Genomic DNA, 20,892 nt, shown 5'->3' with positions numbered 1-20,892 from the left:
TCAGGCCCCCAGGATCAGGCAGGTCGTGGTCGCGTGCGCGATCAGCTTGCCGTCCGCCGCGTAGAGCCGGCCCTCCGCGGTCGACTGGGTGCGTCCGCGGTGCAGCACCGTTCCGGTCGCGCGCACCGGCCCCATCCCGGGCATCATCGCGCGCAGGTAGTGCACGTTGAGCTGGGCGGTCGTGTAGCCGACGCCGGCCGGCAGGGTGGTGTGCACCGCGCAGCCCATGCAGGAGTCCAGGATCGTCGCCGCGATGCCGCCGTGGATGGTCCCGAGCGGGTTGGTCATCCGCTCGTCGGGGGAGAGCTCGAAGGTGCAGACGCCGTCGTCGATCTCGACCGGCATCATCCCGAGGGTGACCGCGATCCCCGGTGGCGGTACGTCCCCGCGGCCGACGGCGCGCATCAGCTCCAGTCCGGTCATCGCGACGATGTCGTCGAGGGTGAGGGGCGCGCTGTCGAGGGTCATGCCGGGTCTCCGATCTCTGCGGTCGTGGACGGTGCGGTGGCCCGGGCCGGTCGGGGCAGGGCCAGGGCAGCCAGCGAGGTGAGGACGCCGCAGAGCGCGAGCATCCACCAGACCCGCTGGAAGTGGTCGAGGGCGTTGAGCGGCGTCACCGTGCCGAGAAGCGCCACGGTCAGGGCTACCCCGAAGGTCGCGCCGAACTGGCGGATCGCCTGGTTGACCGCCGACCCGGCACCGAAGGCATCGGCGGGCAGCCCCTGGACCGCGGCGCTGGTCAAGTGCGGGATCACCATCGCGACGCCGAGGCCGCCGAGCAGGGCGCCGGGCAGCAGGTGCTCGACCCAGTGCGGCTCGGTGGTCATCGCCGCGATCAGCCACAGTCCGCTGGCCGCGTAGATCAGTCCGCCGGGGACGAGGATGGCGCGCTGGCCGATCCTGCCGGCGAGCCGGCCGAAGAGCGGCGCGAGCACGATCACGACGACCGGGCCGGGCATCATCACCAGGCCGGTCCTCACGATGCTGTAGCCCCAGACGTTGGTGAGGAAGAGGACCTGGGCGAAGAACATCGCGGTGAAGCCGATGGTGAAGGCGGCCGTCGCGATGTTGGCCCAGCGGAACGACGCGGCCCCGAACAGGCTGAGGTCGAGCGCCGGGTGCGGGTGGCCGAGGGTGCGGACCACGAAGACGGTCAGCACGACCAGGCCGGCGACCAGGGCGCCGATCGTGCGTGCCGAGAGCCAGTGCCACTGGTCGCTCTGCACGATGCCGAGCGCGAGCAGGCTCAGCGCACCGGCGAGCAGCAGGATGCCGATCGGGTCGGGGAACCGGGTCGTCTGCGCCTCGCGGGACTCCGGCATCGTGCGCCGGGCCAGCACGAGGGCGACCGCGCCGATCGGGAGGTTGATCAGGAAGACCGCCTGCCATCCCCAGGCGTCGACGAGCAGGGCGCCCGCCGTCGGGCCGACGGCCGCGGCGAGCGCGGCGATAGCGCCCCAGATCGCCACCGCGGCCGGGACCTTCTCGCGCGGGAAGACCGAGAGCACGATCGCCAGCGAGGCCGGGACCAGCGCCGCGGCACCGAGCGCCTGGAGGACCCGGAAGCCGACGAGCAGGCCGGGGGAGGCGGCGACCGCGCAGAGCGCCGACGCGATCGTGAAGGCGACCAGTCCGATCAGGAAGGTACGTCGGCGGCCGAACCGGTCGGCGAGCCGCCCGGCCGGGACCAGTGCCGCCGCCAGCGCGATCGTGTACGCGGAGAGCGTCCACGACATCGTCGCGAAGGAGACGTCGGGGAAGCTGGCGCGGATGTCCTCGAAGGCGACGAAGAGGACCTGGGTGTCGAGGAAGACCATGAACGCGGCGATGCTCGCGACCCCGAGCACGGCCCAGGGGCTCACGGTCCGGTCGGGTACGGCGGGATCCGCGGCGGACGCCGGGGTGGCCGAGGGGACGGTGGAGGTCATGGACGTGACCCTAGTCGATGTCGCTTTAAAAAATCAACCAATTGATAAAGAAAGTAAACCGTCCTATCCTGGGCGCGTGCCGTCCAAGAGCTACGACCAGCCCTGCACCATCGCCACCGCGCTCGACCGCGTCGGCGACCGCTGGACCCTGCTCGTCCTCCGCGAGCTCTCCTTCGGTGAGCAGCGCTTCACCGACCTGCGCGGCGCCCTCCCGGGGATCGCCTCCAACCTGCTCACCGACCGGCTGCGCGATCTCGAGGCGGCGGGTCTGGTGGAGCAGCACGAGTTGCCCGCCCCGGCCGCCCGCACCGTCTACCGGCTGACTCGCGACGGCACCCGGATCCGTCCGGTGCTCCGCGCCCTGGCCCAGTTCGGGATGCCGTACCTCCGGGAGCCGGCGGAGGGCACCATCCCGCCGCGGATGGCGGTCTTCGGCGGCGCCGCCGCGCTCTTCGACCCGGTCGGCGCCGCCGGCAAGGACCTGCGGGTCCGCTTCCTGCTCGACGGCGAGGAGCACTGGGTCGAGGTCCGCGCCGGCAAGCTGGTCCGCGCCGACACCACGGCCGCTCCCGACCTGACGTTCTCCGGGACGGCCGCCGGGCTCTTCGCGATCAACCGCGGCGGCGAGCTCGACGCGACCCTCGACGTGGAGGGCTCCCGAGCCGCCCGGGCCGTGTTCCGGGACTGCTTCCCGCCCTCGACCGCCCAGGTGTCGGTCCCTTCCTGACCCCGCGCCGGGCCGGGTCCTAGGATGCCGGGCATGGACATCAATGGAGCCAGTGCAATCGTCACCGGCGGGGCCTCCGGAATCGGGGCCGCCGCCGCTCGTCAGCTCGCCGCCAAGGGAGCCGTCGTCGTCATCGCCGACCTGAACGCGGAGGCCGGCGAGGCCCTCGCGAAGGAGATCGGCGGCGTCTTCGTCACCGTCGACGTCACCAACACCGACCAGATCCAGACGGCCGTGAACACCGCCGTCGAGCTCGCCCCGCTGCGCGCCGTGGTCAACTCGGCCGGCATCGGCTGGGCCCAGCGCACCATCGGGCGCGACGGCAACCCGGACTCGGCGCACAACCTGGACGCCTTCAAGAAGGTCATCTCGATCAACCTGATCGGCACCTTCGACTGCGTCCGGCTCGCCGCCACCGCGATGAGCCTGAACGAGCCGAACGAGTCCGGCGAGCGCGGCGCGATCGTCAACCTGGCAAGCGTCGCGGCGTTCGACGGCCAGATCGGCCAGGCGTCGTACTCGGCCTCCAAGGGCGGCGTCGTCGGGATGACCCTGCCGGTCGCCCGCGACCTCTCCGCTGCCGGCATCCGGCTCAACACGGTCGCCCCCGGTCTGATCGACACCCCGATCTACGGCGTCGGCCCCGAGTCGGAGGCCTTCAAGGCCAACCTCGGCCAGAACGTGCTCTTCCCGAAGCGTCTCGGCGTCCCGGACGAGCTGGCCAGCATGGTCGTCGAGTGCATCACCAACTCCTACATGAACGCCGAGACGATCCGCGTCGACGGCGGCATCCGGATGCCTCCCAAGTGATCTCCCGTCGTGCGCCTGAGCCCGTCGTCGATGACGTGATCAGGCGCACGACTGCTTTAACCAGTGGCGCGCCCGCCTACTCTGGTAACCAATGACGAACGCACCTGAAGACTTCGACCTGGACGACGAGCTGGCCGAGACGGCCGGCTGGGACGACGAGGCGGACCCCGAGGAGACCATCGGTTCGATGGAGCTCGCGGAGCGGCACGCCCTGCGCCGGGTCGTCGGACTCTCCACCGAGCTCGAGGACATCTCCGAGGTCGAGTACCGCCAGCTCCGGCTCGAGCGCGTCGTGCTCGTCGGGGTCTGGACCGAGGGCAGCGTCCAGGACGCCGAGAACTCGATGGCCGAGCTCGCGCTGCTCGCCGAGACGGCCGGGTCCCAGGTGCTCGAGAACGTCTACCAGCGCCGGGACAAGCCGGACCCGGCGACCTACATCGGCCGCGGCAAGGTCGACGGGGTGCGGGAGATCGTCCAGGCGACCGGCGCGGACACCGTGATCATGGACGGCGAGCTCGCGCCCAGCCAGCTGCGCAACCTCGAGGACAAGCTCAAGGTGAAGGTGGTCGACCGGACCGCGCTGATCCTGGACATCTTCGCCCAGCACGCGAAGTCCAAGGAGGGCAAGGCGCAGGTCGAGCTCGCCCAGCTGAGCTACATGAAGCAGCGGCTGCGCGGCTGGGGCGGCCAGCTCTCCCGTCAGGCCGGTGGCCGGGTGGCCGGCGGTGAGGGCATCGGTGGTCGCGGCCCCGGTGAGACCAAGATCGAGACCGACCGCCGCCGGATCAACGACAAGATCGCCAAGCTCCGCCGCGAGCTCGCGCAGATGAAGACCACCCGGGTGACCAAGCGCGGCGAGCGGCACCGCAACGCCGTCCCCAGCGTCGCCATCGCCGGGTACACCAACGCCGGCAAGTCCTCGATCCTCAACCGGCTGACCGATGCCGGCGTCCTGGTCGAGGACGCGCTGTTCGCGACCCTGGATCCGACCACCCGCCGTACGACGACCAGCGACGGCCGGGTCTACACGATGACCGACACCGTCGGGTTCGTCCGGCACCTGCCGCACCAGCTCGTCGAGGCCTTCCGCAGCACCCTGGAGGAGGTTGCCGACGCCGACCTGATCGTGCACGTCGTCGACGGCTCGCACCCCGACCCCGAGGGCCAGCTCTCGGCGGTGCGCGGCGTCTTCGCGGACGTCGACGCGGGCAAGGTCCGTGAGCTCGTGGTGATCAACAAGGCGGACATCGCCGACCCGCTGACCCTGGCCCGGCTGCGGCTGAACGAACCGCACTCGGTGGTCTGCTCGGCGAAGACCGGTGAAGGCATCGCCGAGGTGCTCGCCGCGATCGAGGACGACCTGCCGCGCCCGGCCATCGAGGTCCGGCTGCTGCTGCCTTACAGCCGCGGCGACCTGGTCAGCCGGCTGCACGACAAGGCGGAGGTGCTCGCCACCGAGCACACCGCCGACGGCACCCTGGTGCACGCACGGGTGAGTGAGGCGTTGGCCGGGGAGCTCGAGCTGTATACGTTGAGCGAGTCCGAACCGAGCTGATGATCCGGAGTAGGGTCGCGCCATGAACGACCCCACGGTGCCGGAGATGCTGATGTCGATGATGCTCGCGCTGCTCAGCATCTTCTCGTTCATGGGCGGTCTCGGCGGCTGACGATCGCTAGGGTCATCCCCATGAAGCAACTCCTGGCACGGGTGCTGGCCATGCTGGTCCTGGCGGCCGTGGTCGCCATCGGTGGAATCTCCTTCTCGGCCGTCTCCTCGCCCTCGGCCCCGTCGGAGTCGGCGACGATCACCAAGTACGAGTCCGACTACGACGTGAAGGCCAATGGCGACGTCGACATCGTCGAGCGGCTCACTGTCGACCTGCCCTGCTGCGACCGGCACGGCATCTTCCGGCTCTTCGACACCCGGGACCCGAACGTCGAGAAGAACCGGCTGATCCCGAAGGACATCACCGTCACCCGGGACGGGCGCGACGAGCCCTTCGACGTCCAGAGCAACGAGCGCGGCCGCTTCCGCAACGTGAAGATCGGCAGTGGTGACACCACCATCCAGGGCGAGCACGTCTACCGGATCTCCTACCGGATCAAGGGCGCCCTGACGCCGGGTCACGACGGCTCGCCGACCCAGTTCTACTGGAACCTGATCGGCGCCGGCTGGGTGATGCCGATCAAGGAGTCCGACCTGACCGTGCACCTGCCCGCACCGGGCACCAACCTGCGGTGCGCGGAGGGCGCCGGCAGCGGCGCCGGCTCCTGTACGGCGGAGGGCGACGGCACCGAGACGATCCGGGTGAAGACCGGGCCGCTGGCGCCGAACACGCCGGTCACCATCAAGACCGACCTGGACCTCGCGACCCCCGACGGCGACACCCGGCCGTGGGCCAGCAAGCTCGACCCGATCCTCGGTCAGCACCCGGTCCTGCTCGGCTTCGTGGTGGTGCTCGCCGGCCTGCTCGGCGTGGCCGGCGCGGCGCTGAGCCTGCAGACCCGGGAGAAGCAGCCGCCGTACCCGCTGATGTACGCGCCGCCGGAGGGCATCGGGCCGGCGCAGGCGGCGTACCTGATGACCGAGAAGGTGGAGAACAAGGCCTTCGTCGCCACGATGATGTACGCCGCGGAGCAGGGCGCGGTGACCCTCGCCCAGGACGGCAAGTCCTGGACCCTGACCGGCACCGACAAGACCGACACCTGGAGCAGGATCGACTCGGTCACCCAGCTCGCCGGGACCTCGCTCGGGGTGGCGAGCCCCGGTGCGGCGTTCACCGCGTCGCCGTCCTCGGTGAGCTCGGGCCAGAAGCTGAAGACGGCGCTCTCCGCGTTCGACGCCAACACCAAGGGGTGGGCGAAGACGTCCGGGCTGATGGAGAACGTCGGTCTCGGCGGATTCGGCGGGTTCTTCCTGTTGCTGCTGCTCGGCGCCACGGTGTACCTGGGAGCGTTCAACCCGTTCGACATGTCGATCATCGCGATCGTTCCCGGCATCTTCCTGATCACCGCGATCAGCGTCGGCGCGACCGGTGCAGGCACCCGCCGTACCGCCGCGGGCCGGGATCTCTGGTCGCGGGTGGGCGGCTTCTACCGGACCCTGTCGACCCCGTCGGCGCAGGATCGCTTCGACTTCTCGGGCCGCAAGGAGCTCTACACCTCCTACCTGCCGTGGGCGGTGGCGTTCGACTGCGCCGACGAGTGGGCCAAGAAGTACCGGATCGAGACCGGCGAGGAGCCGCCGGCACCGAACTACTTCCCGACGTACACAGGCGTGCACGCCGCGACCTTCGTCAACCAGATGGTCGACAGCTTCGACTCCACCGTCTCCTCGGCGATCTCCGCCTACAACGCCACCCAGAGCTCGTCCTCCAGCGGAGGTGGCGGGGGCGGCTTCAGCGGCGGCGGCGGAGGCGGTGGCGGAGGCGGCGGCTCCTGGTGAGTGTTGCTGAGCCCGCCCATCCGCTTGAATAGCCGTACGAACCTCAGGGAAAGAGGAACCACATGATCGTCGCCCTCATCATCGTCGCCGTCCTGATCGCGCTGGTCGGCTTCGTCATCGTCGGCTTCAACAAGCTCCGGACCACCGACATCGCCGCCCAGGAGGCGCTGGGCGGGATCGACGTCCAGCTGACCCGGCGCGCCGACCTGATCCCGAACCTGGTCGAGACGGTCAAGGGGTACGCCGCCCACGAGTCCGGCGTCTTCGAGGAGGTCACCAAGGCGCGGGCCGGCCTGGCCGCCGCGGCCGAGGGCGACGACGTCCCCGCGAAGGCTGCTGCCGACGCTGCCATGCAGCAGGCGCTGGTGAAGGTGAACGCCGTCGCCGAGGCCTACCCGGACCTGAAGGCGAACATCCAGTTCCTCGACCTCCAGCAGCAGCTGAAGGACACCGAGGACAAGATCTCGTTCGCCCGCCAGTACTACAACGACGCGGTGGCGACGCTGAACAAGCTCGTCGTGACGATCCCGTGGATGTTCCTCGCCGGCTTCGCCGGGGTGAAGACCCGCGACTTCTACGAGGCGCCGGCCGGGCAGGACGTCCCGCCGACCGTCAACTTCGGCACCGCGACCCCGCCGGCCCCGCCGACGCCGCCCGCGGCCCCGGCAGCCCCCGCCGCTCCGCCGGCACCGCCCGCACCGCCGGCTGCTCCGCCGGTGGCCGCTGAGCCTCCTGCTGCTCCGCCGGTGGCTGCTGAGCCCCCGGCCGCTCCGCCGGTGGCCGCCGAGCCGCCTGCCGAGCCGCCCGCCGCTCCGCCGGTTGCCGCGGAGCCTCCGACGGCACCGGAGCCGCCGACCGCTCCGCCGGCGGCACCGCCCACAGCCTGACGACGAGCACCCGAAGCCCCCGCCGGTCGCGACCGGCGGGGGCTTCGTCCGTACCGCCGACTACTCTTCCCCTCGTGCCCGACACCCCTGAGAAGCCGACGGTCCGCGACGTCCTCGCGGCCGCGGTCAGTGCTGTCGGGGGCTCCGAGCGCCCGGGCCAGGTCCGGATGGCGGAGGCGGTCACCGCCGCGATGGAGTCCGGCCAGCACCTGCTGGTCCAGGCGGGCACCGGCACCGGCAAGTCGCTGGGCTACCTGGTCCCGGCGCTGCTGCACCACCAGCGGGTCGTGGTCGCGACCGCGACGCTGGCGCTCCAGCACCAGCTCGTCGAGCGCGACATCCCGGCGCTGGTCGAGGCAGCCGACGAGGTCCTGCACGAGAAGGCCACCTTCGCGGTCCTCAAGGGCCGGTCGAACTACGCCTGCCTGCACCGGGTCCGCGAGGGCGTCCCGGACGACCAGGGCACCCTGGTCGACCTCCCGACCGGCTCGATCGGTGCCGAGGTCGTCGCGCTCCGCGAGTGGATCGAGGACGAGGCCAAGGAGGGCGGGACCGGCGAGAAGGACAACGCTCCCCGCCATACCGACCAGGTCTGGCGCCAGGTCAGCGTCAGTGCGCGCGAGTGCGTCGGCGCCGCCAAGTGCGCGTACGGCGTCGAGTGCTTCGCCGAGCGCGCCAAGGAGAAGGCCGCCAACTCGCAGCTGGTCGTCACCAACCACTCGCTGCTGGCGATCGACGCCATCGAGGGCATCCCGATGATCCCCGAGTACGACGTCGTGGTGATCGACGAGGCGCACGAGCTCACCTCCCGGGTGACCCAGGCCGCCACCGACGAGCTCTCCCCGAACGATGTCGAGCGCACCGCGCGCCGGTCCCAGCGCCACGTCGACGGGGACGAGGCGGATGCGCTCGCCGATGCGGCGGAGGCGTTGCGCGATGCCGTGGACACCACCCCGGGCGGGCGGCTGGAGACGGTCCCGGTGGCGATCAGCGATGCGCTGGAGCTGGTCCGCGACGCTGCCCGCGCGCTGATCACCGCGTTCCCCAAGGCGGCCCCCGGGGCCGAGGCGGACGCCGGCGCCACCCAGGCGCGGGGCTGGACCCAGGAGCTGTTCGCGACCGCCGAGCGGATGGCGGCCGACTCGGAGTACGACGTGCTCTGGATCTCCGAGCGCGAGGCCCGGCACGGCGGCAACCGGCTCTGCGTGGCACCGCTGAACGTGGCCGGGCAGATGCGCGAGAAGCTGCTGGTCGACAAGACCGTCGTCTTCACCTCGGCCACCCTGATGCTCGGCGGCGACTTCTCGGTGGTCGCCGGATCGGTCGGCCTGGACCGGGAGGCGGAAGGCGGCTCCTGGCAGGGGATCGACGTCGGCTCGCCGTTCGACTACGGCCAACAGTCGATCCTGTACGTCGCCAAGCACCTCCCGCAGCCCGGTCGCGACGGACTCCAGAAGGTCCAGCTCGACGAGATCGTCGACCTGATCGACGCGGCCGACGGGCGCACCCTCGGGTTGTTCTCCAGCCGCCGCGCCGCCGAGGCCGCCGCCGAGGAGGTGCGGACCCGGCTTCCGCACCTGACCACGCTCTGCCAGGGCGACGCCCAGCTGCCCGAGCTGACCAAGCAGTTCCTCGGCGACCCGCACACGAACCTGTTCGGGACCCTCAGCCTGTGGCAGGGCCTCGACGTCCCGGGGGAGACCTGCCAGCTGGTGCTGATCGACCGGATCCCGTTCCCGCGACCGGATGATCCGCTGATGTCGGCCCGGGCGCAGGCCGCGGACAAGGCCGGCGGCAACGGCTTCATGTCGGTTTCCGGCACCCACGCCGCGCTCCTGCTCGCCCAGGGCGCCGGCCGGCTGATCCGGACGACCAGCGACAAGGGCGTCGTGGCGATCCTGGACCCGCGCCTGGTCACTGCGCGCTACGGCAGCTTCCTGAAGGCGAGCCTGCCGCCGATGTGGATGACGACCGACCCCGAGGTCGTCCGGAAGGCACTGACCCGGCTCAGCGGTCGCTGAGGCACGCCTTACCCGCTCGCGGTGGCGGCGCCGTACTTCTCGCGGGTCGCCAGCGCCCAGGTGGTGACCGGGCGCAGGGCGATCGCGGCGCCGACGATCAGTCCGCCCATCACGAACCAGCCGGGTCGTCCCCAGGTGATGCAGAGCAGCGTGACCAGGGTCGGAGCGACCACGTTGGCCAGCCCGAAACCGAGCCCGGCGAACCCCTGGTACTGGCCCTGGCGCTCGGCCGGAGCGAGCCCCATCGACACGCCCCACTGGCCGCCGCTGCTGATCATCTCGCCGACGACGTGCACGCAGGAGCCGACCACGAGGAGAGCGATCGCCGCGACCCGGGCGAGGCCGTCGGTGAGTCCGATGACCGCGAACCCGCCGGCGATCCAGAGCGCGCCGCGGAGCATCTCCCGGGCCGAGCGGGCGACCGTGTCGGACCCCAGGCTCAGCCGGACCTGGAACAGCGCGACCAGGCTGGTGTTGATGATCAGCAGGACCGCCACCAGGGCGGTCGGGGCCTCGGTGTGCTCGCTGATCCACAGCGGAATGCCGACCTCCATCACCACGAAGTGCATCGACACCACGCCGGTCAGCAGCGTCACCAGCACGAACGGGGCGTCGCGGAGCACCGCCAGCCGCGGTTCGCCGTCCGCGCGCGGCGGTGCGGGCTCGAGGTGCGGGAGCCGGGTGAACAGCAGCCCGGCCAGGATCGAGGTGCCGGCGTCGAGCACGAAGACGGCGAGGTAGGCCCACGGTCGGTCGATCGCGAGCGCGACGCCGCCGAGCAGCGCGCCGAGTCCCATGGCGACGTTGGTGATCGCCCGCAGGTACGCCTTGAACCGGACGCCCTGGCCGCCGACGGCGATCCGGGCGACGTACCCGTTGCGCACCGAGTTGGAGACCGCGTCGGCGGCGTTGATCAGGGCCATCACCACGATCAGTGCCCAGAGCGGACGGGCGACGAGCAGCCCGAGGGTCGCGACGCCGGTGGCGATGGTGGCGACCCGCAGCACCTCCCGCGGTCCGCGGACGTCACCGAGGTGGCCGCCGGGCACCTGGACGAGCATGCCGACCAGGGCGCCGAGCGAGAGCGCCACGCCGACCTGGGCCGGGTGCAGTCCCACCTCGCGGGTGAAGAAGAGTGCGAACGTGGTGACCAGCGCGCCGGCGCCGGCGCGGTTGATCAGGGTGCCGAGGGCGAGGACCCGCAGCGTCGGATCGATCGGTACGCCGCGCCGGGTCAGCGGCGGCAGCGGGTCCGAGGTCACCGGTCGAACCTACCCAGAGGCCTTCGCCGGGAGCCACCGGGTTTCGGTCGGGGCTACCTGCTCAGCACGATCCGCGAGTAGCGCGAGTACGGCGCCGCGCCGACCCGGTTGTACGCCACCACCCGGAACTTGTACCGGCCGCCCGGAAGCGCCCAGGTGTAGGACCGGGTCGAGGGCTTGCGCAGGCCGGAGACCCGCGTCTTCACGATCTTGCCCTTCGCGTTCACCTGGTAGGCGATCACCTTGTAGCCGGTGATCGGCGATCCGCCGGTCCTGGCCGGCGCCTTCCAGCGCGCGATCGCGTTCTTGGCGCCGCCCCTCTTGCCGGAGGACGCGGTGCCGATCCCGGCAGCCGTCGGCCGGCTCGCCGGGCAGCCGCTGATCGTGACGGTGTACTGGCCGACGCTGCCGTAGTCGGTGTAGCCGTTGGCCGGCGGAGTGCCGTTGCCGACGCCGTCGACCCGCACGTAGTACGCGCCGGCCGCCGCGCCGCTCACGGTGACGGTCGCGCCGACGCCGTCAGGGACCGCGTCGCCGGCGGAGTTCAGGTGCTGGCTGGACGGCGGGTTGTTCGAGCCGAGCAGGTTGGCAGCTGCGCCGTACACCTTGAGGTCGATGTCGAGCGCCCCGCCCAGCCCGATCGGTCGCGCGGTCGCGGTGAGCGTCCCGGTGCAGGCGCGGTTGACCTTGAAGACGTCGACGTCGCCCGCGCTCCGGATGATGCCGGTGCGCCGGTAGACCGAGTCGGTCGGCAGGGTGCTGGCGGTCCCCGGCGTGTTCGGGTAGTCGTCGGCGCGGTACGGCGCCCCGTGGGCGGCGATGATCGCCAGGTCGTCCTCGGTGTTGGTCGCGTTGGCGTACTCGCCGCGGCTGAACTGGGCGAGCGCGACGCCGTTCGTGGACAGGCCCATGATCGGGATCCAGTTCTCGTGCCCGCCGTAGTAGTCCGTCCCGCCGATCAGCCCCGACTTGCCGTCGTGGTGGAGTCCGAAGGTGTGCCCGGCCTCGTGGGCGATCACGTTCGCGGTGGCCACGCCGATTCCGGACGTCGCCGACGCGTAGACCCAGGCATGGCGGATGTGGTTGGCGTTCGGATCGTCGAACACCCCCAGGTAGGCCTGGCCGGCGCAGCCGCCGCACCCCTGGCTGCGCGGCCGCGGGTCGCTCGTGACGATCATCCGGACGCCGAAGGCGTTGTCGCTGGCGCTGGCTCGCTGCAGGCCCGCCGTGCCGGGGTCCTGGGTGGTGACGTCGAGGTTGAACGGTGCGTACTTCTCCGCGACGATCCGCCAGATCTCCTGGATCCGGGTCAGCTCCGCGGCGGTGAAGGTGCTCGCGGAGCCCTCGAGGTTGAAGCCGCTCACCGGCCCGGCGGCCGCGCCCGACCAGTCGCCGCCGGAGGGGATCGTGTAGCCGTTGAAGTCCAGGTACAGCTTGCGAGGCGAGGAGGCCAGGCTGTGCAGCCGGAAGGTCTGGTTCAGCGGTGCCGCCGCGGCGACCGGGCGCGCGACCCGGTCGGCCTGCTCAGGGCCGCTCAGCTCGGGCGCCGGGTCGACGTAGTACCGGAAGCCGTCCGGGGAGGTCCGGAGGGTGTCGTCGTGGCCGGGGAGGGCAGCGCGCTCGGCGCCGGCGAACTGCGTCGGCAGCAACGCCGCGACGACGGCGAGCGAGACGCTGAGAACGATCCGGGACTTCATGGCGCTGAGTGTGGCACTCAGCGGGACACCACGAGCCTGGAATAGCCGGATGCGGGGGAGGCGCCGATGGCGTTGTACGCCACCACCCGGAACTTGTACGACCCGCCCGGCAGCCGCCAGACGAACGAGCGCGCCGAGGCGGGCAGGACGCGCGACGTGGCGGTCCGGACCACCTTGCCCTTGACGATCTTCGAGGCGATCACCCGGTAGCCGGTGATCGGGGATCCGCCGTTGCTGGTCGCGGTCCAGCGGGCGACCGCGTTCTTGACGCCCCGCTTCGCCCCCGAGGCCGCCGTCCCGATCCGCGGCGCCGACGGCTTCCTCGGCATCGTGAAGGTGAGCGAACGGCTCGGCAGGCCGGCCTGGTCCTCGGCGAGGTACGACGGCCGGAGCAGGAACGTGTAGGTCTTGCCGGCGGTCAGGCCGTTGAGTACGAGACTGGTCGCGCTCGCTGCCGGATGCAGGGTGACCGGGGTGGCGCCCAGGTTGTTCGTGCTGAGCGTCCATCCGGTCAGCACGGCCCTCCCCGGGTTGTCGGCGGCGCTGACGTCGGCCCACCGCAGCGTCGCGTTCAGCTTGCTGGTGCTGACGCTCAGCGACGGCTTCACCGACGGCACCCAGGTGTCGACCCCGAGCGTGGTCGTGGCCGCGGTGGCGGAGAGGCCGTTCGCGTTCCGGGCGTAGATCGAGACGGTGTAGGTCTCGCCGGGCACGAGGCCGGTGGCCGGATGGCTCAGCGCCGTACCGAGCGTCTTGGTCCCGCCGGGCAGGCCGGTGACGGTGTAGCCGGTGATCGGGCTGCCGCCGTTGCTCGCGGGAACCGTCCAGCTCACCGTGCCGGTGGTCGTCCGGGCGTTCGGCGCCGCCGTCGCGGTGCCCGGGGCGCCGGGGATCGTGCCGACCACGACCGGGCAGGCGCTGACGGTCAGGTGGTACTGCCCGATCGAGCCGTAGTCGGAGTAGCCGACGCTCGGGTCGGCTCCGGCGCCGGTCCCCTCGACCCGGACCCGGTACGTCGTCCCGCTGGTCGTCGGCGAGTACGTCGCGGACGCGTCGAGGCCGGTCGGGAGGTAGCCGATGTCGCCGGGCTGCGAGGTGTTCTGCCCGGACGGCTCGTCGTCGCTGGCGAGCACCGTGGACCCGTCCGCACTCAGGATGTCGAGCTCGATGTCGAGGCTCTGACCGGATCCGATGCCGGTCGCGGTCGCCACCAGCGGCGCGGTGCAGGTGCGGGTCACCGAGAACAGGTCGTCGTCGGACGCGCCGCTGATCACCCCGTCGATCACGTAGTTGTTCTGTGCATCGGGCGGCAGCGCGTCGATCGCGGTCGGGCTGTTCCCACTGCCGTAGTCGTCGGCCAGGAGCAGGCTGCCGGCGGTGTGGGTGTCGCCGTTGAGCGCGATCTCGGCGAGGTCGTCCTGCTGGTTGGTCGCGCCGGCGTACTCGCCCTTGCTGAACTGCGCGACCGCCTTCTGGTTGGTCAGTCCCATGATCGGGATCCAGTTCGCGTGCCCGGCGTAGTAGTTGGGATTCGCCGTACCGCCGTCGTGGCCGAGCCCGAGCGTGTGGCCGATCTCGTGAGCGGCCGTGTGCGCCGTCATCTGTGCCGAGCCGAAGGTCTTCGACGAGAACACCCAGGCCACCGTGTAGGCGGCGGTGTTGTACAGGTTTCCGTCGAGCCAGCCGTCGAAGAGCCCGCCGAACGCGATGCCGGCGCAGGAGTTGCCGCAGATCTGGGTGACCGGACTCGGATCGTTGGTGACGACCACCTGGACGCCGTACTCCGTGTCGTTGCTGGCGGTGCGGGTCAGGGCTGCCTGGCCGGGATCGACCGTGGTGACGTTCACGTCGAAGGGGGCGTACTTCTCGGCGACGATCCGCCAGGTCTTCTCGATGAAGTCGACCTCGGCCTGGCTGAAGTCCGCGCTGCCGTCGAGGGTGAAGCCGGTGTAGTTCCCGGCCGCGATGGTGTCTCCGGGGCCGACGGTCCAGTCACTGCCGGCGGACAGCGCGATGCCGTCGAAGTCGAGGAAGATCGTGTGCGTCGACGAGCTCCGGCTGTTCAGGACCGGGATCGCCAGGCCGGCCTCGCTGGTGGCGAAGCCGGGGGAGCGCTGCGGCCCGGTGAGACCGGCGGGCGGCTCCGGCGCCGGGTCGACGTAGTACAGGAAGCCGTCCTCGTCGAGGTGCGCGGTGTCGTCTGCCGCGAGGATCTTCTCGACCCGGGGCGAGACCCCGCTGTCGCCCGGTGCCTGGTCCGCGGCGGCGGGCCGGACCGGCGAGAGCGCGACCGCGAACAGGCTGAGAACGACCAGGGCCCCGGCGCTCTTGCTCATGAGAGCAAGTGTTCCCCAGCGCCGGGGCCTCTGTGCCGGAAATGTCCGGATTGGCGAAAGTATTTGTCTGTCGGTCAGACCTTGCGCAGGACCGCCGTGACGATGCCGAGGATCGAGGCGTCGTTGCCGTTGATCGGCTCGAACGCGTCGTTGTGCGGCATCAGCCAGACGTTGCCGTCCTTGCGCTTGAACGTCTTCACGGTGGCCTCGCCGTCGATCAGCGCGGCCACGATGTCGCCGTTGCTCGCGGTCCGCTCCTGGCGGATGACCACGTAGTCGCCGTTGCAGATGGCGGCGTCGATCATCGAGTCACCGACGACCTCGAGCATAAAGAGGGTGCCGTCGCCGACCAGGTCCTTGGGCAGCGGGTAGACCTCGGTGACCTGCTCCTCGGCGAGGATCGGTCCACCGGCCGCGATCCGGCCGACGAGCGGCACGTTCATCGCGGTCGGCATCAGGTCGCCGATGCCGGTCACGTCGGGCTCGGTGTCGTCCGCGCTGGAGATCGACTTGCGGGCGGCCATCAGCTCGGGCAGGAACACTTCGAGAGCGCGCGGGCGGTTGGGGTCGCGCTTGATGAACCCCTTGCCCTCGAGCACCCGGAGCTGGTGCGCGACGCTCGACGAGCTGGCCAGGCCGACGGCCTCGCCGATCTCGCGGATGCTCGGCGGGTAGCCGCGCTGCTCGATCTCGTCGCGCAGGAACCCGAGGATGCGCTTCTGCCGCGGGGTCAGCCCGGTCGCGTCCGGGGGAGCGTCGGGAAGCTCGCTGATGTTGTTGCCGTCAGTCGCCATGGGTCGACGGTAGACCCAAAGACGGGTCAACTTCAAACACATGTTCGAACGGGCGTGTCGCATCTCGGCGCCGAGCGTGGAATCGAAGTGTTCGAACATACGTTCTTGACATGTTCGAACAGGTGATCTAACTTCGTACATGTGTTCGATCGAACGTCTGATCGAGGAACCGGCCGGATGTGTCGGGGGTCCTGGATAGACAGACCGCACACGACGTAGGGGTCACAGAACCGATCTTCCCCAGGAGGTTGACCACCATGAGCACACTCAGCATCTCCCCAGCTTTCGTTGCGGGCACCGCGCGTACGCCGCGCCTGACCCGCAACGCGACCGTCCGGCTCACGCAGCGCGGACGCATCGTCTTCCTGTTCGCCTTCCTCGCCATCGCGCTCGTCGTGATGGTGAGCCTCGGCGGCCTGGCCACCGCGACCCTCGACTCCGGTACGCCGGAGCCGGTCCGCGTGATCGAGGTCCAGCCCGGTGACACCCTCTACGGCATCGCCGGCGACCTCGCCGAGCCGGGCAAGGTCCGCGAGATGGTGCACCGCATCCAGCAGCTCAACTCGCTGCCCGGTGGCGGCCTGGTCGCCGGCCAGAAGCTCGCGATCCCGCAGGGCTGATCGCCGGGCACCCCAACGTCCGAAGACCCCCTCGACCCGGGTCGTCGGCTGTGTGAAACGAAGGGCGGGATCTCCGTGGTCCCGCCCTTCGGCATGTCCGGGCGCCGGGTGACGCCCCTTTTCAAGAGATGCACCGACCGATAGCGTCGCGGCGCAGTCCGTCCCCTACGAAATCGGGCCGATGTTGTCACCTGATGCGAGCCACCTGAGCAAGTACCTCACCACCCTCGGTGTGGGGATCGTTGCGGCGACTCTGTCCGCCGGTGGTCTCTTCCTGCGGTTGCAGGACGGCTTGATGGTCTCCCGCAAGGAGCTGGCCGGGTTGACGCCGTCGGCCCAGCGGACGATCCGCGACAAGCAGGGCTTCCTCGAGTTCGCGACCAACGCGCTGCCGTGGTTCCTGGTCGTCGGCATTGCGGTGGGACTGATCGTGGCCTACCTCGGGTTGCGGGGATGGATCCCGCGGCAGGAGAGCGAGGACAAGGCCGACAAGGTGGCGGCCGAGCTGCAGGAGGTGGAGCTCCGCAAGCTCACCGAGCCGGAGCGCCGGATCGCTGCCGAGGCGGAGGCGCTTGCCCAGGCTCAGGACGACGCCTCCCCGGAGTCCGTCGGTGGTGCCTCGGGGGCGGAGCCGGCTTCTCGGGCCTTGCAGGCGGAGCTCGACGTGCTGGGGTTGGCGCGGGATGCGCTGGGGGACTCCCACCGCGTCGAGCTCGGCGTCGAGGTGCAGGGGCTCGAGAAGAACTACATCGTCGACGTCCTGGCTCGGCCCGAAGGCTCTGGCTTCCAGTACGTCATCGACGTGAAGTACCTCCGGCACCTGAAGTCCTACCGGACGACGATCCGCCGGGCCGTCCTCCACCAGGCCGCAGTGGTCAAGAGGCTCGGGCCGAACGCCGTACCGTGCCTGGTGATCGCCTACGGCATGTCAGAACCGGAGCAGCCGGCTCAGGCTCAGGAGCTCGCTGTCGAGCTCGCTGCCGAGTTCCTGCCCAACCTGAGGACCCTGGTGTTGCCGGCCGAGCAGCTCAGCACCGTGACGCGGGACCAGTTCCGGGACGCGTTCGGGATCCTCTAGGCCGGGCTCCCGGCTCGCGCCGCGCCCTCGCTCAGCAGGAACTGCGCGGCCGTGTACGTCGCCATCACCGCGGACTCCATCCGCGGCGGCGGGTTCTTCAGCAGGAACTTCCGGGTGCCCAGGATCGAGTCCGAGAGCATGAACAGTCCCGCTCCCGCCAGGGTCAGACGTCGCGCGGAGCGGGGGAGGGCGGGGTCGAGCTGGGTGGCCGCGGCGACGGTCGACGCGAGCGTCGCCGAGTAGCCGGCGATCGCGGGGCCGAGGCGCCGGTCGAGCCGGGACGCCTGGAACGCCATCCCGGGGGAGGTGGCGGCCCAGAGCGCGGCGATCGCCTTCGGGCCCGGTCGGCGCTCCTTGCTGCGGTTGGCCAGGAACCCGCTGATGTAGGCGGCGTGGCCGACGGCGAACGACCCGCTCCCGGCGAGGAAGCTCGACGGCCCGTCGCCCATCAGTGCGAGGTCGCCGCCCCAGCCTCCCGTCTGCGCGACCAGGGTGGACGTGCGCAGCGGCGAGTTCGCGGCCCGCGGGCTGGTGATCAGGGAAGCGGCGAGGGTGGGCATCAGCAGCGGCTTGGTCAGGACCCGGGCCTGGTGGGCCCGCGGGTTCGCGGAGCCCGACAGCCAGGTGTCGACGGCGGCGATCCCGACGTACGCGAGCTTGAGCTTCAGGGAGGTGGAGAGTGAGGGCACGAGCCGAAATCTAGTCCCTTCGGTAGCGTCCGGTTCATGGCCGGCTACTCAGGCACCCCGCTGGAGACCAAGCTCGGCGTCAAGGACGCCCAGACGGTCTACCTCGATCGCGCGCCGGACGGGTTCGCACTGGCCGCGCCGACCACGACCCGGCTGCCGAAGCTGGCCGCGATCACGCTGACCTTCCACACCGCGCCGAGCACCCTGGCGAAGCGGCTGCCGACCCTGATCGAGCACACCGAGCAGGCCGGGATGATCTGGGTCTGCTGGCCGAAGAAGTCCGCGGCCAAGCTCGGCGTCCCCTCTGACCTCGACGAGAACCAGGTCCGCGAGCTCGGCCTCGCGGCCGGAGTGGTGGACGTGAAGGTCTGCGCGATCGACGAGATCTGGTCGGGTCTCAAGTTCGTACGGCGCCTGGCCGACCGGGTCTGACCAGCGCCGACGACCTGTCCAGGTCTAGTCCCGCGCCGCGGGCCAGCCACTAGGATCCGTCCGGGAGTCACCCGTGGAGGATTGAATGCCTGAAGCATCCGTCGTGTTCGTGCACGGGATCTTCTCGTCGGCGCGTGCGTGGGCCCCGATGATCGACCTGGTGCGGAGCGATCCCGAACTGGCGGACATCGTCGACTGCCTGGCGGTCGACTACCCGTCCCCGAAGTTCCGCCTGAACCCGACGCGCCGGATCCCCGATTTCAACGATCTGGCTGAGTGGTTGGACAACAAGCTCCTGTCCCTCGATGCCACCCGGGTGATCCTGGTCGGCCACAGCCAGGGTGGGCTGATCATCCAGCGCTACCTCGCGCGGCTGCTCGACGAAGGACGGGCCGAGGAGCTCGCGCGCGTCCGCGCCTTCCTCATGTTCGCGACGCCGAACAACGGGTCCGAGGCGTTCCTGACCCTGCGCAAGGGCGGGTTCTTCCCGGCCCACGCGCAGGAGCGGGATCTGAGACCGCTCACCGACACGGTTGCGGCCGCCCAGGCGCGGATCATGCGCGGGGTGCTGATGGCGACCGATCTGACCCCGTCGACCTGCCCCATCGACGTACGGGCTCACGTCGCGATGGAGGACAACATCGTGCGAGCGGTCTCGGCCAAGGGGATGTGGCCCCAGACGACCACGCTCCCCGGTGACCACAAGACGATCATCCGGCCGACGTCCGCGAGCGACGACTCCTTCGTGGCACTCAAGACGCGGTTGATCGAAGCGAGCAAGGCGCCGATCCCGGAGCCTCCCGTCGTCGGGTTCACCAACCTCGCGACCTCCACCGAGCAGCACTTCCAGGACCGGCTGCACACCGATCCTCCGGTGCAGATCGCGATCGGCGGCGGGACGGTCGACTTCCACGTGCACTCGGGCCCGCCCGAGCGGCTCGCCGGTCTCGGCGCGATCGTGCTGTCCAGCAACACCTACCTGGCGATGTCCCAGTTCTTCAAGCCGTCGTTGTCCGGACGGCTGCGGCGGGCCGGCGCGGCGACGAGCCCGTCCGGCGAGATCGTCACCGACACGATCCACGACGAGATCACGGCGTGGGTGACCGAGCACCACCGGCTCGGTCTCACCGTGCTGCCCGGCACGGTCGCTCCGACGTCGGCGGGATCTCTGCAGCCCGCGACCGCCGTCCGGATCTACCACGCGGCGATCGCCGAGCCGGTGCTGGAGACCGACGACTACGCCGTCAACCCGCACGCGGTGAGCGCCGCCGTACGGGCGACGATGAAGCAGGCACGGCAGGACGCCGAGGAGTTGGACCACTTCCCTCGTTCGGTCTGCTTCCCGCTGCTCGGCGCGGGACGTGGGGGCCTGTCGCCGCAGGAGAGCTTCAAGTGGATCTGGCCGGCGCTCGAGGACGAGCTCGCGCAGGACCCGGCGTGGAGCATCCACTTCATCACCAAGCGCCTCGAGGACGCCGTCTTCCTCCGCACGCAGTTGAGCGGGCTGGCCGGCCATGGCGACTGACCGCCTGCCCCCGCCGCCGGCGTACGAGCGGCCGCTGGTCGACCCGGGCCTCCACGTCATCGAGCCGGGCGCGACGCTCTACCGGGTGTTCGTGTCCCGCAGCGATCGCGGTCCTCTCGACTGGAACTACGACGTCGCGCCGATCGCCTCCGGCGGCCGGTTCGACCCGACACCAGGTGACCGCTACCCGTACCTGTACGGCGCTCTGGACCGCACCGCGGCGATCGTGGGCACGCTGAGGTCGCTGGCCGCGGAGTCGCCGTCCGGAGCCCGGGTGATCGCGCGTACCGAGATCAGCACCCGCGCGATCCAGCGGTTCCGGGTGACCCAGCCGGTGGCGCTGCTCTCGCTGCTCTCCGAGGCGGACCGTGCACGAGCGAACGCGCCCGCGACGATCAACGTCGACCGGGACCGTCCGAGCACCCGTGCGTGGGGGAACTACTTCCGGCAGGTCACCGAACCGGGGATCTCGGGCATTGCGTACGAGTCGGCCGTGCTCAGCGACTCCGCCGCCGGCGTCTCCTTCGTCCTCTGGGGGGACCGTCTCGGCGACCAGGTACTGGAGCCGCTCGGCCGTCCCGAGCCGATCGAGGGCGGCCCGGTCGCGGCGTTGGAGATCCTCAGGGCCACGCTGGAGTAGC

18 protein-coding genes are annotated in these 20,892 nt (G+C 70.7%); 11 read left to right on the top strand and 7 right to left on the bottom strand.

The window, feature by feature from the left end:
• Both EFK50_RS05565 and EFK50_RS05560 read right to left on the bottom strand, forming a co-directional pair.
• A complete protein-coding gene (locus EFK50_RS05565; RefSeq protein ID WP_123226524.1) occupies window positions 1-468 on the bottom strand; it encodes a PaaI family thioesterase in 468 nt (155 codons plus the stop codon).
• Window positions 465-1,928 carry a DHA2 family efflux MFS transporter permease subunit gene (locus EFK50_RS05560; protein ID WP_123226523.1) on the bottom strand — a complete coding sequence of 488 codons (1,464 nt, stop codon included), beginning with the start codon at window positions 1,926-1,928 and terminating at the stop codon, window positions 465-467. Before EFK50_RS05560 ends, EFK50_RS05565 begins: the two co-directional genes overlap by 4 nt.
• Window positions 1,929-2,004: 76 nt before the next feature.
• Between EFK50_RS05560 and EFK50_RS05555 the strand changes: the two genes are divergently transcribed.
• The 6 genes from EFK50_RS05555 (at window position 2,005) to EFK50_RS05530 (ending at window position 9,818) form a co-directional block, all read left to right on the top strand.
• On the top strand, window positions 2,005-2,655 hold the full coding sequence (locus EFK50_RS05555; protein WP_221177275.1) for a winged helix-turn-helix transcriptional regulator: 651 nt from the start codon (window positions 2,005-2,007) through the stop codon (window positions 2,653-2,655).
• A 33-nt stretch (window positions 2,656-2,688) separates the two neighbouring features.
• Window positions 2,689-3,465 (top strand): SDR family NAD(P)-dependent oxidoreductase, encoded by a 777-nt coding sequence (locus EFK50_RS05550; RefSeq protein ID WP_123226522.1) that lies wholly within the window; start codon window positions 2,689-2,691, stop codon window positions 3,463-3,465.
• 91 nt (window positions 3,466-3,556) lie between these two features.
• Window positions 3,557-5,020, top strand: a complete 1,464-nt coding sequence (gene hflX / locus EFK50_RS05545) for a GTPase HflX (RefSeq protein WP_123226521.1) — start codon at window positions 3,557-3,559, stop codon at window positions 5,018-5,020.
• Window positions 5,021-5,152: 132 nt separating this feature from the next.
• Window positions 5,153-6,910 (top strand): DUF2207 domain-containing protein, encoded by a 1,758-nt coding sequence (locus tag EFK50_RS05540; RefSeq protein ID WP_123226520.1) that lies wholly within the window; start codon window positions 5,153-5,155, stop codon window positions 6,908-6,910.
• A gap of 62 nt (window positions 6,911-6,972) precedes the next feature.
• A complete protein-coding gene (locus EFK50_RS05535) occupies window positions 6,973-7,797 on the top strand; it encodes a LemA family protein (RefSeq protein ID WP_221177274.1) in 825 nt (274 codons plus the stop codon).
• Between the two features lie 74 nt (window positions 7,798-7,871).
• Complete coding sequence (locus EFK50_RS05530) at window positions 7,872-9,818, top strand: ATP-dependent DNA helicase (RefSeq protein ID WP_246004040.1); 1,947 nt, start codon at window positions 7,872-7,874, stop codon at window positions 9,816-9,818.
• A gap of 8 nt (window positions 9,819-9,826) precedes the next feature.
• On the opposite strand, the gene EFK50_RS05525 is transcribed toward EFK50_RS05530, so the two are convergent.
• The 4 genes from EFK50_RS05525 to lexA all read right to left on the bottom strand — a co-directional run bounded on the left by EFK50_RS05525 (window position 9,827) and on the right by lexA (window position 15,907).
• Window positions 9,827-11,080, bottom strand: coding sequence for an MFS transporter (locus EFK50_RS05525; protein ID WP_123226519.1), 1,254 nt, complete (start codon window positions 11,078-11,080; stop codon window positions 9,827-9,829).
• A 53-nt stretch (window positions 11,081-11,133) separates the two neighbouring features.
• Window positions 11,134-12,777, bottom strand: a complete 1,644-nt coding sequence (locus EFK50_RS05520; protein WP_183407690.1) for a fibronectin type III domain-containing protein — start codon at window positions 12,775-12,777, stop codon at window positions 11,134-11,136.
• A gap of 17 nt (window positions 12,778-12,794) precedes the next feature.
• Window positions 12,795-15,113 (bottom strand): fibronectin type III domain-containing protein, encoded by a 2,319-nt coding sequence (locus EFK50_RS05515; protein WP_123226517.1) that lies wholly within the window; start codon window positions 15,111-15,113, stop codon window positions 12,795-12,797.
• A 74-nt stretch (window positions 15,114-15,187) separates the two neighbouring features.
• Window positions 15,188-15,907: a transcriptional repressor LexA gene (lexA, locus tag EFK50_RS05510; RefSeq protein ID WP_123226516.1), complete on the bottom strand. Its 720-nt coding sequence runs from the start codon at window positions 15,905-15,907 to the stop codon at window positions 15,188-15,190.
• 257 nt (window positions 15,908-16,164) lie between these two features.
• On the opposite strand from lexA, the gene EFK50_RS05505 reads away from it, so the two are divergent.
• Window positions 16,165-16,527, top strand: a complete 363-nt coding sequence (locus EFK50_RS05505; RefSeq protein ID WP_123226515.1) for a LysM peptidoglycan-binding domain-containing protein — start codon at window positions 16,165-16,167, stop codon at window positions 16,525-16,527.
• A gap of 181 nt (window positions 16,528-16,708) precedes the next feature.
• Window positions 16,709-17,605, top strand: coding sequence for a hypothetical protein (locus EFK50_RS05500; protein WP_123226514.1), 897 nt, complete (start codon window positions 16,709-16,711; stop codon window positions 17,603-17,605).
• Here EFK50_RS05500 and EFK50_RS05495 read toward each other — a convergent pair.
• Window positions 17,602-18,294, bottom strand: a complete 693-nt coding sequence (locus tag EFK50_RS05495) for a lysoplasmalogenase (RefSeq protein WP_123226513.1) — start codon at window positions 18,292-18,294, stop codon at window positions 17,602-17,604. The two genes, EFK50_RS05500 and EFK50_RS05495, sit on opposite strands and share 4 nt — an antisense overlap.
• Window positions 18,295-18,330: 36 nt before the next feature.
• Here EFK50_RS05495 and EFK50_RS05490 point away from each other — a divergent pair, with 36 nt between their 5' ends.
• The 3 genes from EFK50_RS05490 to EFK50_RS05480 all read left to right on the top strand — a co-directional run bounded on the left by EFK50_RS05490 (window position 18,331) and on the right by EFK50_RS05480 (window position 20,891).
• Window positions 18,331-18,726, top strand: coding sequence for a DUF3052 domain-containing protein (locus EFK50_RS05490; protein ID WP_123226512.1), 396 nt, complete (start codon window positions 18,331-18,333; stop codon window positions 18,724-18,726).
• A gap of 85 nt (window positions 18,727-18,811) precedes the next feature.
• Window positions 18,812-20,251 carry an alpha/beta fold hydrolase gene (locus tag EFK50_RS05485; RefSeq protein ID WP_123226511.1) on the top strand — a complete coding sequence of 480 codons (1,440 nt, stop codon included), beginning with the start codon at window positions 18,812-18,814 and terminating at the stop codon, window positions 20,249-20,251.
• Complete coding sequence (locus EFK50_RS05480) at window positions 20,241-20,891, top strand: RES family NAD+ phosphorylase (RefSeq protein WP_123226510.1); 651 nt, start codon at window positions 20,241-20,243, stop codon at window positions 20,889-20,891. The genes EFK50_RS05485 and EFK50_RS05480 overlap by 11 nt, the downstream gene beginning before the upstream one ends.
• Window position 20,892 lies beyond the last annotated feature (1 nt).

The sequence above is a fragment of the Nocardioides marmoriginsengisoli genome, assembly GCF_003725695.1.
GTDB lineage: Bacteria > Actinomycetota > Actinomycetes > Propionibacteriales > Nocardioidaceae > Marmoricola > Marmoricola marmoriginsengisoli.
Note: the sequence above shows the minus strand (reverse complement) of the source record. Positions and strands in the feature narration are given on the sequence as shown.

Coding starts and splice junctions, on each gene's coding strand:
- lexA (WP_123226516.1), bottom strand. CDS start 15,907: ATGGCGACTGACGGCAACAACATCAGCGAGCTTCCCGACGCTCCCCCG.
- EFK50_RS05485 (WP_123226511.1), top strand. CDS start 18,812: ATGCCTGAAGCATCCGTCGTGTTCGTGCACGGGATCTTCTCGTCGGCG.
- EFK50_RS05520 (WP_183407690.1), bottom strand. CDS start 12,777: ATGAAGTCCCGGATCGTTCTCAGCGTCTCGCTCGCCGTCGTCGCGGCG.
- EFK50_RS05540 (WP_123226520.1), top strand. CDS start 5,153: ATGAAGCAACTCCTGGCACGGGTGCTGGCCATGCTGGTCCTGGCGGCC.
- EFK50_RS05550 (WP_123226522.1), top strand. CDS start 2,689: ATGGACATCAATGGAGCCAGTGCAATCGTCACCGGCGGGGCCTCCGGA.
- EFK50_RS05535 (WP_221177274.1), top strand. CDS start 6,973: ATGATCGTCGCCCTCATCATCGTCGCCGTCCTGATCGCGCTGGTCGGC.
- EFK50_RS05560 (WP_123226523.1), bottom strand. CDS start 1,928: ATGACCTCCACCGTCCCCTCGGCCACCCCGGCGTCCGCCGCGGATCCC.
- EFK50_RS05500 (WP_123226514.1), top strand. CDS start 16,709: ATGTTGTCACCTGATGCGAGCCACCTGAGCAAGTACCTCACCACCCTC.
- EFK50_RS05480 (WP_123226510.1), top strand. CDS start 20,241: ATGGCGACTGACCGCCTGCCCCCGCCGCCGGCGTACGAGCGGCCGCTG.
- EFK50_RS05505 (WP_123226515.1), top strand. CDS start 16,165: ATGAGCACACTCAGCATCTCCCCAGCTTTCGTTGCGGGCACCGCGCGT.
- hflX (WP_123226521.1), top strand. CDS start 3,557: ATGACGAACGCACCTGAAGACTTCGACCTGGACGACGAGCTGGCCGAG.
- EFK50_RS05490 (WP_123226512.1), top strand. CDS start 18,331: ATGGCCGGCTACTCAGGCACCCCGCTGGAGACCAAGCTCGGCGTCAAG.
- EFK50_RS05565 (WP_123226524.1), bottom strand. CDS start 468: ATGACCCTCGACAGCGCGCCCCTCACCCTCGACGACATCGTCGCGATG.
- EFK50_RS05515 (WP_123226517.1), bottom strand. CDS start 15,113: ATGAGCAAGAGCGCCGGGGCCCTGGTCGTTCTCAGCCTGTTCGCGGTC.